General features: G+C 61.4%; 13 protein-coding genes, 2 pseudogenes and 1 other annotated feature. Of the genes and pseudogenes, 3 read left to right on the top strand and 12 right to left on the bottom strand.

What is annotated here, in order from left to right; all coding sequences use genetic code 11:
• Window positions 1-186 precede the first annotated feature (186 nt).
• The 9 genes and pseudogenes from OKW41_RS25850 to OKW41_RS25810 all read right to left on the bottom strand — a co-directional run bounded on the left by OKW41_RS25850 (window position 187) and on the right by OKW41_RS25810 (window position 7,529).
• On the bottom strand, window positions 187-1,101 hold the full coding sequence (locus tag OKW41_RS25850; protein WP_429452210.1) for a LysR family transcriptional regulator: 915 nt from the start codon (window positions 1,099-1,101) through the stop codon (window positions 187-189).
• Between the two features lie 9 nt (window positions 1,102-1,110).
• Window positions 1,111-1,446 carry a ferredoxin gene (fdxA, locus tag OKW41_RS25845; RefSeq protein ID WP_176123007.1) on the bottom strand — a complete coding sequence of 112 codons (336 nt, stop codon included), beginning with the start codon at window positions 1,444-1,446 and terminating at the stop codon, window positions 1,111-1,113.
• The gene (locus tag OKW41_RS25840; RefSeq protein WP_429574433.1) at window positions 1,446-2,219 is read right to left on the bottom strand and encodes an enoyl-CoA hydratase-related protein; all 774 of its coding nucleotides are present in this window, start codon (window positions 2,217-2,219) and stop codon (window positions 1,446-1,448) included. The genes fdxA and OKW41_RS25840 overlap by 1 nt, the downstream gene beginning before the upstream one ends.
• The gene (locus OKW41_RS25835; protein ID WP_429574432.1) at window positions 2,216-3,397 is read right to left on the bottom strand and encodes a CaiB/BaiF CoA transferase family protein; all 1,182 of its coding nucleotides are present in this window, start codon (window positions 3,395-3,397) and stop codon (window positions 2,216-2,218) included. Before OKW41_RS25835 ends, OKW41_RS25840 begins: the two co-directional genes overlap by 4 nt.
• Entirely contained in the window at window positions 3,394-4,179 is a 786-nt protein-coding gene (locus OKW41_RS25830) for an FAD-dependent oxidoreductase (RefSeq protein WP_429574431.1), read from the bottom strand. Before OKW41_RS25830 ends, OKW41_RS25835 begins: the two co-directional genes overlap by 4 nt.
• Window positions 4,180-4,222: 43 nt before the next feature.
• Window positions 4,223-4,774: pseudogene (locus OKW41_RS25825) on the bottom strand (FAD-dependent oxidoreductase); the annotation flags it as partial.
• Window positions 4,775-4,816: 42 nt separating this feature from the next.
• Window positions 4,817-5,656, bottom strand: coding sequence for an ABC transporter permease (locus OKW41_RS25820; protein WP_429574430.1), 840 nt, complete (start codon window positions 5,654-5,656; stop codon window positions 4,817-4,819).
• Window positions 5,656-6,489, bottom strand: coding sequence for an ABC transporter ATP-binding protein (locus tag OKW41_RS25815; protein ID WP_429574429.1), 834 nt, complete (start codon window positions 6,487-6,489; stop codon window positions 5,656-5,658). The genes OKW41_RS25820 and OKW41_RS25815 overlap by 1 nt, the downstream gene beginning before the upstream one ends.
• Before the next feature lie 92 nt (window positions 6,490-6,581).
• Entirely contained in the window at window positions 6,582-7,529 is a 948-nt protein-coding gene (locus OKW41_RS25810; protein WP_429574428.1) for an ABC transporter substrate-binding protein, read from the bottom strand.
• Window positions 7,530-8,012: 483 nt separating this feature from the next.
• On the opposite strand from OKW41_RS25810, the gene OKW41_RS25805 reads away from it, so the two are divergent.
• Complete coding sequence (locus OKW41_RS25805) at window positions 8,013-9,140, top strand: porin (protein WP_429452226.1); 1,128 nt, start codon at window positions 8,013-8,015, stop codon at window positions 9,138-9,140.
• 99 nt (window positions 9,141-9,239) lie between these two features.
• On the opposite strand, the gene OKW41_RS25800 is transcribed toward OKW41_RS25805, so the two are convergent.
• The gene (locus tag OKW41_RS25800; RefSeq protein WP_429443705.1) at window positions 9,240-10,619 is read right to left on the bottom strand and encodes an IS4 family transposase; all 1,380 of its coding nucleotides are present in this window, start codon (window positions 10,617-10,619) and stop codon (window positions 9,240-9,242) included.
• A gap of 139 nt (window positions 10,620-10,758) precedes the next feature.
• Window positions 10,759-11,996 (bottom strand): IS3 family transposase gene (locus tag OKW41_RS25795; protein ID WP_246530497.1). Its coding sequence is split into 2 segments (ribosomal slippage): window positions 10,759-11,693 and window positions 11,693-11,996, totalling 1,239 coding nucleotides; the frame shifts between segments, so codons are not numbered across the junction.
• Window positions 11,590-11,706, bottom strand: a sequence feature (AL1L pseudoknot). It overlaps the preceding gene by 117 nt.
• Window positions 11,997-12,409: 413 nt before the next feature.
• Between OKW41_RS25795 and OKW41_RS25790 the strand changes: the two are divergent.
• Window positions 12,410-13,673: pseudogene (locus OKW41_RS25790) on the top strand (IS110 family transposase).
• 403 nt (window positions 13,674-14,076) lie between these two features.
• Here OKW41_RS25790 and OKW41_RS25785 read toward each other — a convergent pair.
• On the bottom strand, window positions 14,077-15,036 hold the full coding sequence (locus tag OKW41_RS25785; RefSeq protein WP_429576478.1) for a GlxA family transcriptional regulator: 960 nt from the start codon (window positions 15,034-15,036) through the stop codon (window positions 14,077-14,079).
• Between the two features lie 109 nt (window positions 15,037-15,145).
• Here OKW41_RS25785 and OKW41_RS25780 point away from each other — a divergent pair, with 109 nt between their 5' ends.
• Window positions 15,146-15,451, top strand: a complete 306-nt coding sequence (locus OKW41_RS25780) for a putative quinol monooxygenase (RefSeq protein ID WP_429574427.1) — start codon at window positions 15,146-15,148, stop codon at window positions 15,449-15,451.
• Window positions 15,452-15,487: the final 36 nt, after the last annotated feature.

Below are 15,487 nucleotides of genomic sequence, written 5' to 3'. Positions count from 1 at the left end.
GCAAAACAATAGACCGCCATTCGCGCGCAAGCGGCGTCGATCGGTCTGCCGAAAAAGACGAGTTGATCCACGTACGCGCTCATGCGCCGCCCGCGACGGGCGCGCTGCGCCGTTTCTGGAGCCCGTATGGGCAATCAAGGCGACTGCATGCCCAGGTCCATAATTCGTCGCCCTTTGCCTGATGGATCAAGTCTCGCGTAGAGTCAGTTCGACATGCTTGAGGCGCCGTATGATTCGCTCGACGAACTCCAACGTCACGTGCGGCAAAGCGCGCTGATTCGGGACGATGATGCCGACAGTGAGCGCGTTCGCGTTTGCATCGTCGAGCGGACGCCAAACCACGTCGCCGCGCGACAGTTCGTCGAGGAAAGCCAGTTTGGAAAAAAACGAAATGCCCCGGCCGGACGCGATCAGCCGCTTGAGGAGTGTCGTCGAGTTGCAGGTCACGCTGGGTTGCAACGTTTCCCAGTACTCGGGGAAGTCGGTCGTGACAACGCCCTGGATCGGCGAGCGGCCTTCGAGTCGTAAAAACGCATGGTTGCGGCACTCGTCGAAGCTGATTCGCTCCTTCTTCGCGAGCGGATGCGAAGACGCCATCACCACGCCCGGCGGTAGCGGCACTTCCGCCACAACATCGAGGCCCGCGGGCAGCTTTGTGATGTACGAAATGCCGATGTCGTACTCGCCGCTCACGAGCCTCGGCGGCACATCGTGCGGAGGCACCGCAACGATCGAATAGGTCACGGCCGGATAGACGTCCGAGAATTCCTCGACCGTGGCTGGCAGAAAGTCCACGAACAGCGAGTCCATCGCAGCGACCGACACGTGTCCCTTGCGTTCGCCCTTCAGATCGTCGAGTTCGCTGCGCATCAGATGGAAATCGTTCAGCGTCGCGCGAATGTGCTGCAGCACGCGTTCGCCGGCCGCGTTAAGGCGAATGCCGTTCGGCAGCCGGTCGAACAGTTCGGTCCCCATCTCGGCTTCGAGCTTCAGGATCTGGCGGTTCACCGCGCTGGACGCGACGTAAAGGTTCTGTGCCGCCTTGCGGATCGAACTGCACCGCGCCACTTCGACAAAATATTTCAGGACGTTCGCATGCATCGTGTTGCCTCAATTCGTGACCCGCACCGGCCACGCCGCGACCTCGGGATGATCGCAGGCTACCTTACCGACGTCGCACGCGCCACCCGGTGAACCGAGGGCACTCACCCCGGCGCCGAAGAACTCGCGGTTCACGGCGGCGAATGCTGCCTCCGCGGGCGGGAGTTCTTCGTCGTGATAGATGGCCTCGGTCGGGCACACCGACACGCACACCCCGCAATTGATACATTCCTCGGGATGAATGTAGAGCGTGCGCTCGCCTTCGTAGATGCAGTCGACCGGGCAGCATTTCACGCACGCGCCGTCTTTCACGTCGATGCAGGGCGAGGTGATGACGTAGGCCATCAGCTTCCGCTCCAGCAAGGCTTGCGCCTTTCCTGGAAGGCGCGCACGCCTTCGTGCGCGTCCTCGGATTGAAGCGCGGCAACCAGCGCGGGCAGCCGCAGCGCCTGCGCTTCCGCCGCTGACAGCGTGGAGGTGCGCCTGACCACCTGCTTGATTGCCTGCAACGACAGCGGCGCGCATGCAAGCACGGCGTCGACCCATCGCTGGACAGCGGCATCGAGTTCGGCGCGCGGCACGACCTCGTTGACGAGGCCCATGTCGAGCCCCTCGCGTGCGGAGACCCGCCGGCCGGTCAAAAGCATCGCCATCGCCTGACGGTATGGAATCTGACGTTGCAGCAGTGTCATGCCGCCGTCGAGCGGCATGCGGCCGACAAGCGCCTCGGGCAAGCCGAAACTCGCCTCGTCGCACGCAATCACGAGATCGCACCCCAGCACCATTTCGAAGCCGCCGCCGAGCGCATAGCCGTTGACACGCGCGATCACCGGCACGTTCAGGGTCTCGCGCAGCGCGATGCCACCGAACCCGCCGGGACGCGGCGCGGCCCAGTATTCAAGGCCGCTCGTCGACGGATTCTTCAGGTCCGCGCCGACACAGAACGCCCGCTCGCCCTCGCCGGTCAGAACCACGACGCGCACGTCGCGGCTATGCTCCAGCTCGGTCCAGATGCGTTGCAGTTCGGCTTCGGTCGCGAGGTCGACGGCGTTGAGCGCCTCCGGCCGCACGAGCGTCACGGTGGCAACATGCTGATCGATCACAAGACGGACGCTCATGCCGCCTCCGTGGCGACGCCGCCGCGCAATTGCTGAAGCACTTCCTCGGTGTGCTGTCCGAGCTTCGGCGGGGCGCGCAGCAAGCCAACCGGCGCGAGCGACAACTCGATCGGACTGCCGATGAAACGCACGGGCTGCCCTTCGCCTTCGCCTTCGATGATCAACTGGTTGTGCAGCGTCTGCGGATCGACGAGCGCTTCGCGCAGATCGTGCACCGGCGCGCATAACAGATCCTGCTCTTCGAGCCGCGCCAGCCAGAAGCTCCGCGTGCCGCTCGCGAAGCGATCGCGGAAGATGCCCTGCAGCACCGCCTTGTGGGCGAACTGCTGTTCGAGGTTGCAAAAGCGCGGATCGGTGGACAGGTCGTCGATTTGCAGCGCTGCGCAGATGTCGCGCAACGGGTTCGCCTTGAAGGCGCCGACCAGAACGAGCGCACCGTCCTGCGTATCGAACACGCCTGAGAGCGGCATCGCGGCCCAGTTCACTTCCGAGTCGGCCATCATGATCATCGCGGCTTCCTGCATCTGCATCGCGAGCATCGAGTTGTAAAGCGAGACGTTGACCTTTTGCCCTTCGCCGGTGCGCTCGCGATGCAGCAACGCGAACAGAATGCCCTGCACCATGTGCATGCCGGCCGAATAGTCGGCGAGCGCCGTCGGGTACACGGAGATGGGCAGCGAGTCGTCGGCGCGACGCGCCATCACGCCGCTCATCGCCTGCGCGAGCACGTCCTGTCCACCCTTGTGCGCATACGGGCCGGTTTCTCCGAAGCCCGAGCCCGCCGCGTAGATGATCCGCGAATTGAGGCGGCGGCAATCTTCATAGCCGATACCCATGCGGTCCATGACGCCTGCGCGAAAATTGCTGACGACCACATCGGCCTCTGCGATCATGGTCTTGAGCGCCGCCATCGGCCCAGCGTCGCGTAGATCGAGCGCCACGCTGCGCTTGTTGCGGTTCAGACTGCAGAAGATGGGGTTGTCCGCACCGGCCACCGGCTCGAACGTCGAGCGGCTCAGGTCGCCCCCGCCCTTTCTCTCGATCTTGATCACATCCGCGCCGTAGTCCGCGAGCATCTGGGTGCAGACCGGGCCCATCATGACCTGCGTCAGATCGATGACGCGCACGCCGGAGAGCGGCAGGTCGTGGGTCTTGTTCGTGTTATGCGCGACGCTCATGCTGCCTCCCTCGCATCGACGTGAACGGCAAGCGGCGGAACGTCGGCATTTCGGCCGGTTTGATCACCGGGATCCGCGCCCTGCTTGCGCAGTGTTTTCTGCAGCGCGCGCACATCGACGTTGCGCACCGATACGCCCGCACCGAGCGCAAGCGCGGCGGCGACGCCGGCGGCTTCACCCATGGCCATGCACGGCGGAATCTCGCGCGACATTTTTTGTGCCTGCGACGTCGCCGAGTAGTGCCGGCCCGCGACCAGCAAATTGTCGATCTGCTTCGGCAACAGCACACGGTAAGGCATGTAATAGTCGCGTCCGCGTGCAATGCTGTCATCGAAACGGGTGCGCTGCGCGAGATCTTCCTTGGTCATCACATATTCGCCTTCGAGCAGGCGCGTCTGGCGCACGCCCGTCTGCGGCGCGACGTCGATCACGTAAGCGTGCTCGAAGCCGGGCAAGTTCTCACGCACGAAATCGACTGCCGCGTGAATGTGCTTGCGGCCCTGCACTTCCGCACGTGTCAGGTCCTCGGGCTTGAGGCCGTCGAGACCTGCCATGTGCGGGCAGTTGCACCACACGACGCCCGGCAGCGGCGTCTTGAGCCACCAGTAACCCCACGAGCCGCCGAGAATGCGCTTGATCTGGCGATCGAGCGCAACAAATGCTTCCGGCTCTTCGGCTTCGAAGCGCTCGGCCGCGTCGGTATCCACGCCGCCGAGGCGGAACACCGTCGTCGTAATATAGGTGCCGCCCACATGCGGGACGCGCGGCCGACGCCGCGACATCGAGGTCGCCGGTCGCGTCGATCACGACATCGGCGAGGATTGCTTCACGGCCGTTTTTTGTATCGCAGATGACTCCCTTTACCCGGCCGTCTTCGACCAGCGTGCGTGAGAACCACGAGTGCAAACGTAACTGAATACCAAGCGACTCCACCATTTCAAGCGCGACACGCTTCATCGCGTCCGGATCGAACGCAGCCGCGAAGCACACGGGATGCGGCGTCTTCTGGCTGTGAAAATCGAACGTGCCCCAGCGGCCCCACTGGCGATACGCGGCGGGATCCTCGCCCCATTCGTGCGAACGCGGGAACGTCGCGAGCTTGCGCGACGCCATGCGCTCAATGAAGGTCATGCAGGTGCCGCGCACCGAAATTTCCTGAAGGTGGTTGTCCCACATGTCGTCGAGCACCAGCACCATGCCACCCGAAGCAAGACCGCCGAGGTGGTTGTAGCGCTCCAGCAGGATCACCTGCGCGCCGTTGCGCGCCGCGCCGATCGCCGCCGACAGGCCCGCGGGGCCACCGCCGACTACGACGACGTTTGCTTTTGCCGCCACGCGCACATCGCGCGCGGGTTCCTGAATCCACTCGCTGATCATATTCATTTCGTCTCCTATCGGAATGGGGTGTGTCGCTCGTTATCAAAGGGCGCCGTCGGGCTGCCACCGGATGAGCCAGCGCTCGAGCACGGCGATTACGAGGAAAAAGAGGCCAGACAGGACGGCGCTCATGATGATCGCCGTGTACAGCAAAGCCGAATCGAAGCTGTAAGTTGCCTGAATGATCATCGCGCCGATACCTTGCGTCGCGCCGATCCATTCGCCGACCACCGCACCGATCACGGACATGGATGCGGCGATGCGCAGCGCGGAGAACAGATAAGGCAACGAGGCGTACAAGCGCAGCTTGAAGAAGATCTCCCGCTTGCTTGCCGACAGGATCTGCATCAGTTCCATCGCCTGCGGATTCACCGCCTGTAGTCCGCGGACCATGTTCACGAGCGTCGGAAAGAAGCAGACGATTGCCGCAATCGTGATCTTCGGCTCCAGACCGTTGCCCATGATCAGCACGAGGATCGGGGCTTTTGCGACCACTGGGATCGAGTTGATCATCACCGCGACCGGGTAGAAGATGTCCTGCAATGTCTTGTTGTGCACGAAGACGGTAGCAAGCAGGATCGCCGCGAAATTGCCGATCAGGAAGCCCCCGGCCGCCTCGATGGCGGTCGGCATCAGGTTCTGAAGCAGCACGTCGCTCTTACTGAAAAGCGTTTGCAGCACGAGTAGCGGTGATGGTGCGATAAACGGCTTGACATGAAAGCCCGCCACGATCGCCCACCACGCGAACAGCAACCCGGCGACACCGATCGCCGGCAGGATGCGAGCGCGCCACACTCGCTGACGACGGCGCGCGAGCCAGGCCTGCGCTTCAGGATCAGCCGTCTGGGACGACAGGTTCAATTGCATTTCGGACGTGGCCATCAGCAGGTCTCCAGTACGCGCCGCAGGTAGGCGACGAGTTCAACGAATTCGCGGCTCTCGCGAATATCGAGCGTGCGGTCTTCAGGCAGCGTCACCGGCACGATCTCCTTCACCCGGCCAGGGTTGGCCGCCAGCATCAGCACGCGCTGACCGAGAAACGCCGCTTCGTAGATGCTGTGCGTGACGAAGAGCGTCGTGAGGCCCATCTCCTTCCACACACGGCGCAGTTCTTCGTTCAGCCGGTCGCGCGTGATTTCGTCGAGTGCGCCGAACGGCTCGTCCATCAGCAGCACTTTCGGATCGCTCACGAGCGCCCGCGCAATCGCAACGCGCTGCCGCATGCCACCCGACATCTCATGCGGGTAAGCGTCCTCGCGGCCCTTCAGACCCACGAGTTCGAGCAGTTCGCGCGGCGTGGCGCGGCCCGCACGAGCCTTGCCGCCCGCAACTTCAAGCGGCAACTGCACGTTCTGGATGGCCGTGCGCCACGGCAGCAGCGCCGCATCCTGAAACACAAAACCGATGTCACGGCGCTCGCGTGCCATTTGCGGCGCGGCGCCGAGCACACTGATCTCGCCGCGGCTCGGCTTGATGAGGTCGGCGACCACCCGCAGAAACGTCGACTTCCCGCAGCCCGAAGGACCCAGCAAGGTAAGGAATTCGCCCGCGGCGACGTCGAGGCTCAACCCTTCGATCGCCGTCACGCTGCGCCGCTCGGTGAAGAAGCGCACGTTGATGTTGCGGCAGCTGATCGACAGCCCCGCGTCTGGCGACACGCCGAAGGGCGAACCGGACCGCTCCGCGCGCGGCGGATTCATAGTGGCAGCATGCATGGATTACACCGTGAGGCGAGAAGATTCGGTGGCCTTGAGTACGTCCATCGTCATGACGTCCTCGACCTTCGGCTGATGAGCACGGAATTGTCCTAGCTGCCCATACATCGTGATCTGCTCCTCCCAAACCTTCGTGTCCATCGTGCCCCACCCCTGGGTCTTGGTGGTCTGCTCAGGTCGAACGCATAGCTCATCAGCAAATCGATGGCGACCCGCTCATCGGCACGGTTCAGGTTCGGATATTCCTTGACCAGCAGATCGACGGCCTGGTCACGATGCGCATTCGCATACGTCCAACCGCGCGCCGTTGCTCGCAGAAAGCGCGCGACGGTGTCGGGATGATCCTTCAGCGTATCGGTCCTCACGTAGTACGGCAGCGCATAGAGGCGCACACCCGTATCCCACAGACGCAAGTCGACACGTTCCGCCCCGAGCGGCTTGAGCGCCGTGGTGTTGGTTTGCCAGCCCGTCACCGCATCCACCTGGCCGCTCAGAAGCGGCATCATGTCGGCGCCGATCGGCACGATGTTGACCTGGCTTTCCGGGATCCGGTTCTTCGCCAGCAGCGCCTTGAGAAGCACCATGCCCGTGGACTGGATGCCGATACGCTTGCCGATCATGTCGTGCGGCGTACGGATCGGATTCTTCGCGAGCGAAAAGAAACTGTAAGGATGCTGCTGAAGCCCGACCGCGATGCACTTGATCGGCAGGCCCTCGGAGACCGCCAGCATGATCGACGGGCTTGATGAAATCTCGCCGGCCTCGAAACGACCCGAGGCCACGATCGCGACGCCATCGATGTTCGGTCCGCCGGGCTGGATATGGAAATCGATCCGCTCCTGCTCGTAGTAGCCGAGGTGTTTTGCCACCACTTCGCCAACCTGGTTGCCGCCCGGCACCCAGCCGAGTTGCATGTTGACTGTTGTCCTGTCGCCGGCAAACGCACGCACCGAAAGCAGTGAGCCCGTTGCAGCCATGCCGCCCGCCGCAAGTGTCATGCACAGCAAACGCCGGCGAGCGGCATTCTCGATTACTGACATCTTTACCTCCGATGGTCCTTCACGGGTTCAAGAATCCGGCCTCTTTTGTCCGCGGTCTTGCCGGTTGAACCCATTCTCAGCAACCAAAAGTGTCCCCACAAGCATCAATTTTGGCGCCCAGTGATGCCAAAATTAGAGCGGTAGTCCGACGCGGGGTTTGTGCGATAGGTGCGAGACCGTGCGCGATTCGTGCACCTTCGGCGCACAGACGCGCGAAAAATTAGTTCACCCGGAGTCAAATTCAGTGCTAGGCGGCGCGAATTTTGTTCCGCAAGAATCTGCTCGAAGACGGTGGAAGCGCTGATTTTTGCCCACCGAGTTGCAAGCCGCGTTCACATTCAAGCCGCAGTGACTCAGGCGTGCAGCGGAGCAGGATGAAGTTCGCAGAAGCGTCTTTCAGCCAGCCATTCACTTCGTCATCCTAATTTACTGAGCGGTTCACATACTAATTTTCACGTTTGCATACAAGCACCCAGGGGAATCATGAATCGACGTGTCTTTGTTGCCGCCGTAACCGCACTTGCCTGCCAGGTCGCATCCGCCCAAAGCAGCGTGACGCTGTATGGCCTGATCTCTACCGGCATCGTCTATGCGAACAATCAGAAAGGAACCGACAAGCAGGGGCACGCCACGTGGCAGTTTGCAAGCGGGCCGATGCAGACGCCTCGCTGGGGCATGAAAGGCGTGGAAGATCTCGGCGGCGGCCTGAAGGCGATCTTCACGCTGGAAGGCGGCTACAACGTGGGCAACGGCACCCTGTCGCAGGGCGGCCGGCTATTCGGGCGGCAGGCTTTCGTCGGTTTATCGTCGAACGCGTTTGGCACGGTGACATTCGGCCGCCAATACGACGAAGCCGTCACGCTATGTGTGTTCTCATCGGCCTGCCAGTTTGCCGCTTACGGCGCGCCTATCGGCGACAGCGACAACGTGTTCGACACCTTCCGCATCAACAACGCAGTGCAGTACAAGAGCGTCGAATACCGTGGCCTCCAGTTCGAAGGGCTGTACGGTTTCTCGAACAAGGCAGGCGGCTTCTCGGACAACAGCGCGTACAGCGCGGCCGCGCAGTATAAGAACGGACCGCTGTCGCTTGGGGTGGCGTACCTTCAGGTCGATATGCCGAATGACCCCAACAATCCCAACGGCGCGGTGGTCGGCGATTACGGGTTCTCATCACCGTTCGTCACGAATCCGGCTACCGCTGCCGGCGTAAGCAAGCAACGGATGTTCGGCGCGGGCGGCGCATGGGCGTTTGGATCAGCGAACCTTTCGCTGCTCTATACCAATGTGCGATTCGAATATCTCGATGCCTCCCGCCTCACGCTTCAGAACGCTCAGATTTCATTGACCGATTACGTGCGTCCCGATCTGATGCTCGGCGCCGCGTACATCTTCACGACTGGACAATATCATCCGCAGGACAATAGTCCGAAGTGGCACCAGGTGAACGCCGGTGTCGACTACCTGCTAAGCAAGAGGACCGATTTGTTCCTTGTCGGCATTTACCAGAAGGCAGCCGGAGACGCGCAATACGCGCAGATCTACACGCTGTCGCCGTCCACCACCAAGACGCAGGTTTCCGCGGTGATCGGCATGAGGCATAAGTGGTGAGCTTCGGACCAAACGGAGAGCGAGCCACCGCGCCCTTCCCCCGCGAACTGAACCGCCCCGGGTTTCCCCTCAGGATTACCCACAAGTAATGTGATGGTGCTATTCGTTTTGCCTGAATATTCGGTACATCATCGTGATTTCGTGCAGGACAAGAAATCCACGCCAGATGACGGTAGGACCAGGTGGACGATCATGCTTTCGAGCGAGATATCCGCCGAGTCTGGCGATCCACAAGATGACCTGCGCGAGTGACGGCGGTTTATCAGGTATTTCGGTACTGCCATGCGTACGACAGTAGAGGGCTCGCCACTCGATTGGCTGCAGCAATACTTCGCATGGCAGGTTGCCATCAAGCCTGGCAAGCAACATGGAGTACAGGATCCTCCAGCTTACGACGGCGAACAATGCGGTGGCGCGGACGAATCGATCGAGATTGCCAAATTGGCGGGCTTCAATGCGACAGCCACTTTTAAGCACACGATGCCACGATTCAATCGTCCATCGGCGCGCATACCATGCAAGACGCTCGAGGGCCTCTGCGTGTGTTTGCGTAGGCACCGAAGTCAGTAGAAGCCATTCCAATGGCTCTGCTCCTTCGTCCAAGTTCGTTTCCTGTGCATGAATTGCAAACACTTCAATTTCGGGAAGCTTCTCGCGACGACGATTTTGCGGCGGACGAAGGCGTACGGGCATGCAGCGCACAACCAGCCGTGCGGTGCGTGCCTGGCGGTTTTCGCGTGCAGGCACCTGCAGTTGCGCCTCTCCAAGCACTGGCGAGGCCAGCACGGTTTCCCACAAATATCGATCGGGGTGAGCAACGCGTCGGTTCCACGACGCGCGCACCAACCAGTCGACACCGGCAGGCCGCTGCGCCAGGAACACGTCATAGACATCGCCTTCACGGTCGCTCACGCCGATGACATGCGTGCACGGACAGTGCGTCTTGAGTACGCCCAGTTGCTCGATGCCTTCGAGCCATTTCGCGCTCTCTTTCTGTTGTACGGTTCGTTGCCCACGCAGATGTTTCTTGCCCAACTCCTCGTGCCTGCGTATCCAGGTCTTCATCCCGATCACCCCGAGTGGCAGCCCCTCTGGCGTGAGCGCAAGCAGACTGTGTATCAGGAAACCACGCACATGTGGATCGGAGCCATATCCCAGACCTTCGGTTGCCCGCAGATGAGACAAATTGAACTCGGTGGTGTCCTGAACAGCAAGGACGACTGGCACCTGTTGCATACGACACAGCGTTTGACCGATGTGCCCACCCAGCACGCCATCGACATCCACGTGCGGGTTGTCGAAAAAACGATATGCCGCCTTCAGCTCCGAACCATTGAACGACTGCGGAAAAGAGCAATGTGGGCCCAACGAAAGCTTGCGTGCCAGCGTCACGAGCCGTCTGGTCAGGCGAGCGTCGCCGAGCTCGGCGGCGCCAAACTCTTCATTTGCCCAATCATCAAGGTCAGATGTGTCCGACAATGCCCGACATCACAGATCACGAACCGGATCAAAGTTAACATCGGTCGTCACCGTTTACAAGCCATCGCCCTTCAATCGCACAGTCGCGAGCGACTTATGGGTAATCCTGAGGGGTTTCCCGGAGGCTGTTTTGCTTGAGTCACGCCGCGATGGCGGACCCAGCGAGTTTTGAATAATAAGCGGCTTCTGCCTCAGCAGGTGGAATGTTGCCGATGGGGCCGAAGAGCCGACGATTGTTGAACCAGTCGACCCATTCGAGCGTCGCAATTTCAACGGCCTGCGGATTGCGCCACGGTCCGAGGCGATGGATCACCTCTGCCTTGTACAAGCCGTTGATCGTTTCCGCCAGTGCGTTATCGTAGGAGTCGCCCACGCTGCCCACTGACGGCTCAATGCCAGCCTCGACCAGCCGATCCGTATAGCGGATCGATACGTATTGCACGCCGCGGTCGCTGTGATGTATCAACCCGTCCTGCTGCGCCGGCTGTCGCTCGTACAAGGCCTGCTCCAGTGCGTCCAGAACGAAGTCCGTGCGCGCCGAGCTCGACACACGCCAGCCGACAATGCGTCGGGCGAACACGTCAATGATGAACGCGACATAGACGAAGCCCTGCCAGCTCGATACATAGGTAAAATCTGACACCCACAGCGCATTGGGCCGTTCGGCGGTGAATTGCCGGTTCACGAGATCCTTCGGGCACGGCGTCGAACCATCGCTCACTGTCGTGCGTACCGTCTTGCCCCGCACCACACCGCGCAGGCCCATCTGCTTCATCAGCCGCTCGACCGTGCAGCGCGCCGCGACAATGCCTTCCCGCTTCAATTGCGTCCAGACCTTGTCTGCGCCATACACCTGGAAATTTTCTTCCCACACGCGCCGGATCTCATCCTTGAGCATCCTGTCGCGCTGGGCCCGCGGCGGCACCAGGCCTGGATTGACGCGGCGGGCCACATGCGTGTAGTACGTCGACGGGGCAATTGGCAGCACCCTGCAGATCGGCTCGACCCCGTAGACGTGCCGGTGATCATCGATGAACGTGATCATCACTTCGGTCGGCGGTCGAGCTCCGCCTGTGCGAAATATGCTGACGCCTTGCGCAGGATTTCATTAACCTGGCGCAGCTCACGGTTCTCCCGCTCCAGTTCCTTGAGCCGATCCTGCTCCTGCGTGCTTGTGCCCGGGCGCAAACCCCGATCCCGCTCTTCCTTGCGCACCCAGCTACGCAGCGTTTCACCCGAGCAGCCAAATTTCGCTGCGATCGACGCGATCACTTTCCATTGCGATTCGCGGTCGCCCTGGTGTTCCAGCACCATTCGCACAGCCCGCTCACGAACTTCCGGCGAGTACCTTGGGGACTTCTTCTTGGTGTTTTCCATAGCTCCATTTTCTCAAGAAGTGGAGCCTCCGGAAATCCCGGGCCGGTTCAGTGGGCTAGCCGAGATTACATGTTATTGGCGATCGTGGCACCTGTCCGGACGAGCGCTCATGACCGACTACTGCCCGATGCCGAAGGCCGTGATCGACCCGATATAGATAGTCCGTTCCGCTTTCATTGATACTGGTGGGACTGGCAGCTCGCTGCCAGTCAATGCGGAACATGCACCCGTGGACTACGAATAAGTCGACCCAAACGCCTGGACGATTGCCGCTTTAGCTTCGAGTCCACGGGTGCGCTTGCGTCCGATAACGAATACTCAGGGTTCGCCGTCGCAGCGGCTCACTATATTGCCTTCGCTGAACGCAAGCATGCATGTCCCTACCGGGTAATCTATCACTTGCGGAGGTTCGCATGGCGCCGCTATCGAATCAGCATTTCAAGGCTTTTGTCGGCATCGACTGGGCCGATACCAAACATGACATCTGCCTGCAGCAGGCTGGCGACGACAGGCGCGAGTTCGACTGCATTCCTCACCAGGTTACACGCATCGATGAATGGGCAAAGGTATTACATCGGCGCTTTGGTGGCCCCATCGCGATCGCGCTTGAGCTGGCCAGAGGGCCGATCGTCTCTGTGTTGCAGAAACATACGTTCTTCACACTGTTTCCCGGTCAATCCCGCAATGCTTGCGAAGTACCGTGAGGCGTTGAAACCGAGCCGGGCCAAGGACGATCCCACCGATGCCGAGCTGGCACTCGACCTGCTGCTGCGCCATCCTGAGCGGTTCAGCCCGCTCAGGCCGCAGAGCGCCGGCATGCGTTCCTTGCTGAGCCTGATCGAACAGCGTCGTGAACTGGTCGGCGACAAGACCCGGTTCACCAACCGGCTAACCAACGCACTCAAGCAGTATTACCCTCAACCCCTGGAATGGTTCGACGATATCGACACGGTACTGTTCTGTGATTTCCTGACCCGCTGGCCAACTCTGCCAGCAGTCAGGCGCGCGAGCAGAAAGACCCTTGAAACGTTCTTCCATGCGCACAACTGTCGGCGGGCCAAACTGATTGAGGGACGTCTGGAATCGATCCGTTGTGCTGCATCGCTCACTGATGATCCCGGGATCGTTGCGCCTCACCGCTTGCTCGCATTGATGTTGGTTTCGCAACTGCGCACAGCGCTCGCTGCGATCGACGTGTTCGACAAGGAGATCGCGGCAGTCGCACGCACGCTGCCCGACTTCGACCTGTTTGACAGCTTGCCCGGCGCAGGTCCGCATCTGACACCGCGCCTGCTGGCTGCATTCGGTGAGCAACGTGACCGCTTCAGCGGCGCTGATGAACTGCAGAAGTACTCCGGCATCGCGCCGGTCACCGAGCGCAGCGGCAAGAAGTGCTGGGTGCACTGGCGCTGGCAATGCCCGACCTTGCTGCGCCAGACCTTCGTCGAATGGGCCGGCCAGACCATCAACAAATCGTTCTGGGCCGGCGCCTATTACCGGCAACAGCGGGCGAAGGGCAGCTCGTATCAGGCCGCCGTGAGGGCGTTGGCGTTCAAGTGGATACGGATCCTCTACCGCTGCTGGCAGACCGGCACACGATACGACGAGAGCGTCTACCTCAACGCCCTCAGGAAGCGTGGCTCGTCACTCCTCAGGAACCTCGAACTTCCGGGGTAACCCGTTCCGGTCGACGATTACGCAGCTGGTTCCGGGGCCGTGGGTTGCCTTCATTTGACGTGATGTCGCGAGTTGTCCACGGCCGGCCGGCGGGTCGCCTGTTATGACCATGACGCTGGCCGGCGGTGGGCAACTCGCCAGGTGGCGTGCGACGTTTCTTGGACATACGCCGTTTCATGAATGAGCGACACCCGAGACTACAGGGTCAAGGATGTGGGCTGCACATGCCCCCGGAAAAACCTTGACGGACCGCCTCAGGGCGTGAAGCGGTCTTACCTGCTTACTCTGAATGACGGCCGTTTCCAGGGCGAAGCCGTCATTCGACCCCTCGCTTCAGCTGGCAAATCCTCCCGGTGGGATCGGTCGAGCACGACCACCGGCATACTCCATTGGTCGATAAGACTCATGACGCCCGCAACTCACGGACCCCCTTACCTATACGCCGCCGCAGCAGCGTGCGCAAGGTGACGCCGTCGGCGTAGCCGACCTGCTCGGCGATGCGATCCACGCTGGCCTTGCTCGTTTTCAGCAGATGAACGGCGCGCTCGACCCGCAGATCCTGGATGTACTCGATGGGCGTTTTACCGAGCACTTCATTCAGACGTCGCGTCAATGTCCGCTTGCTCGTCGCCAATGCGTCCGCGACGTCGTCGAGTGCGATTGCCGTGGCGAGGTGTTCGCGCACCCAGCGGTCGAAACGCTCGACGAGCGGGTCCGAATGGGACAGGTGATCGGAGATCGCATAGGCAGACTGCGACAGCCGCGAATCGAATACGAGGTAACTGGCCACGAGCGCCGCAAGCTCAGGGCTGTTGTTGCGGATCAGCCAGAGCGCAAGGTCGAGATGGCTCAGGGCGGCCCCTGCCGTCACCGTGCTGCCGCTGGGAACGATAATGCGATGCGCATCCAGGTGCACTTCAGGGTAACGCTGCCGGAACATCGGCGAGAGCCACCAGGTGGTGGTGGCTTCACGCCCATTGAGCAAGCCGCTTTCGGCCAGCACGAAGGTACCCGTACAGGCGGCCCCGATATGTGCGCCGGCACTGTGCCACGCGCGCAATGCGCCAAGCGCATCGATCACGTCGGCCCGGCCGAGCGAAGGCACGAGCAGGTCCGTCGTCGTCCTGTTGAGAGCCGGTACAACAACCCAATCCGGGGCGGGTCCGTCTGTCGTGTCGCGGACGGGAACCTGCAGCCCGAGCGCGGTGCGCACCTGTGGCCGCATCCCCGCAACGGTGATTTCGAAGCCCGGTGTGGCCATCCCCGTCGCGCGCGCCAGTTCGTTGGCCGTCGTCAAGGCATCGAGCACGGTGGAGAGGCCGGTGTCGAACACCCCCTCCAGCGCAAGGACAAAAATCCGCATGGCAGGATCGATACCAAAATTGTCGATTGAGACAGTATCTCCAAGGACGCTCTGTTTGTAAAGTCTGGACCAACGCGCGAACTCGTCGCGCGCAAACTGGAGAGCAAAGATGATCAAGAAAGCACTATTCGTACGACTTGAAGCCAGGCCGGGAAAGGAGCAGGCGGTAGCAGACTTCCTCGACGCCGACCTGGAGATGACGAATCGGGAGGCGACCACACCGATCTGGTTCGCCCTGAAGCTCTCGGCGACGACGTTCGGCGTCTTCGACGCCTTCGCGAGCGAAGAGGATCGCCAGGCACACCTTGCCGGCGACATGGCCAACTCGCTGATGACGCGAGTCGGGGAGATGCTCGCAAGTCCACCGTCGGTCGAGCTGATCGACGTTCTGGCTATGAAGCACGAGCTGGCCTGATTCCCGGTTATCTATCACCGATCAATCCTCGCCCGT

The sequence above is a fragment of the Paraburkholderia sp. UCT70 genome, from assembly GCF_050434085.1.
Taxonomy (GTDB): domain Bacteria; phylum Pseudomonadota; class Gammaproteobacteria; order Burkholderiales; family Burkholderiaceae; genus Paraburkholderia; species Paraburkholderia tuberum.
This window is presented reverse-complemented; position numbering and strand designations above follow the sequence as displayed.

What these genes read in the sequence shown, in the direction of transcription:
- OKW41_RS25850 (WP_429452210.1), bottom strand. Translation starts at nt 1,101, where the DNA reads ATGCATGCGAACGTCCTGAAATATTTTGTCGAAGTGGCGCGGTGCAGT.
- fdxA (WP_176123007.1), bottom strand. Translation starts at nt 1,446, where the DNA reads ATGGCCTACGTCATCACCTCGCCCTGCATCGACGTGAAAGACGGCGCG.
- OKW41_RS25840 (WP_429574433.1), bottom strand. Translation starts at nt 2,219, where the DNA reads ATGAGCGTCCGTCTTGTGATCGATCAGCATGTTGCCACCGTGACGCTC.
- OKW41_RS25835 (WP_429574432.1), bottom strand. Translation starts at nt 3,397, where the DNA reads ATGAGCGTCGCGCATAACACGAACAAGACCCACGACCTGCCGCTCTCC.
- OKW41_RS25830 (WP_429574431.1), bottom strand. Translation starts at nt 4,179, where the DNA reads ATGTCGCGGCGTCGGCCGCGCGTCCCGCATGTGGGCGGCACCTATATT.
- OKW41_RS25820 (WP_429574430.1), bottom strand. Translation starts at nt 5,656, where the DNA reads ATGGCCACGTCCGAAATGCAATTGAACCTGTCGTCCCAGACGGCTGAT.
- OKW41_RS25815 (WP_429574429.1), bottom strand. Translation starts at nt 6,489, where the DNA reads ATGCATGCTGCCACTATGAATCCGCCGCGCGCGGAGCGGTCCGGTTCG.
- OKW41_RS25810 (WP_429574428.1), bottom strand. Translation starts at nt 7,529, where the DNA reads ATGTCAGTAATCGAGAATGCCGCTCGCCGGCGTTTGCTGTGCATGACA.
- OKW41_RS25805 (WP_429452226.1), top strand. Translation starts at nt 8,013, where the DNA reads ATGAATCGACGTGTCTTTGTTGCCGCCGTAACCGCACTTGCCTGCCAG.
- OKW41_RS25785 (WP_429576478.1), bottom strand. Translation starts at nt 15,036, where the DNA reads ATGCGGATTTTTGTCCTTGCGCTGGAGGGGGTGTTCGACACCGGCCTC.
- OKW41_RS25780 (WP_429574427.1), top strand. Translation starts at nt 15,146, where the DNA reads ATGATCAAGAAAGCACTATTCGTACGACTTGAAGCCAGGCCGGGAAAG.